Raw genomic sequence first — 801 nt, forward strand, 5'->3', positions numbered from 1 at the left:
TTACCATATTTTGGGTTATTTTTATCACCTCTTTCTTAACATTCAACACTTCTGTGTTTACCCACATCTTTGGTAGTAAAAAAAGGATCAAATACTTTTGTCATTATATTTTTGTTAATTCCTCGGCCATTATCGGCAATGCGAATTGCTACCATGTTTGTATTCACTAACTCAGTAATAACATGAATTTGTCCTTTTTTTCTCGTGAAATTATCTTCTACAGCATCAATAGCATTACTTAAAATATTCATAAATACCTGGTTTAGTTGTCCAGGATAGCATTCTATATTAGGTAAATTACCATATTCTTTAATAACTACTATTTCTGGATGATTCGGTTGTGCTTTTAATCTGTTATAAGGAATCATCAAAGTACTATCCAGACCTTCATGGATATTTACCTGTTTAAAATCCGCTTCGTCTAAGCGGGAGAAATTTCGCAGAGATAAGACAATTTCCCGAATCCTCTCGGTTCCTAACTGCATAGAATGCAACAGTTTAATTAGGTCTTCTTTAATAAATAGCAGATCAACGTTGAGAATTTCTGCTTTAATTTCTTCTGGAGGATTAGGAAAATGTAATTGATAAAGTTCTACTAGCCATAGCAAGCTTTGAATATATTCATGGGCTGGAGTCAGATTACCATGAATAAAATTCACCGGATTGTTAATTTCATGAGCGATACCTGCAACCATATTACCTAGTGAAGACATTTTTTCACTTTGAATCAGTTGAGATTGGGTGTTTTGCAGAAGTGTTGAATGTTAAGAAAGAGGTGATAAAAATAACCCAAAATATGGT

The 801-nt window shown here is 33.1% G+C and carries 1 pseudogene; it reads right to left on the reverse strand.

Features of this window, described 5'->3' with window-relative positions:
* Positions 1–56: 56 nt before the first annotated feature.
* Positions 57–752, reverse strand: a pseudogene (locus ACM0OP_RS24250) (sensor histidine kinase); the annotation flags it as partial.
* Positions 753–801: the final 49 nt, after the last annotated feature.

This window comes from Nodularia chucula CCY0103 (assembly GCF_963923915.1).
Taxonomy (GTDB): domain Bacteria; phylum Cyanobacteriota; class Cyanobacteriia; order Cyanobacteriales; family Nostocaceae; genus Nodularia; species Nodularia chucula.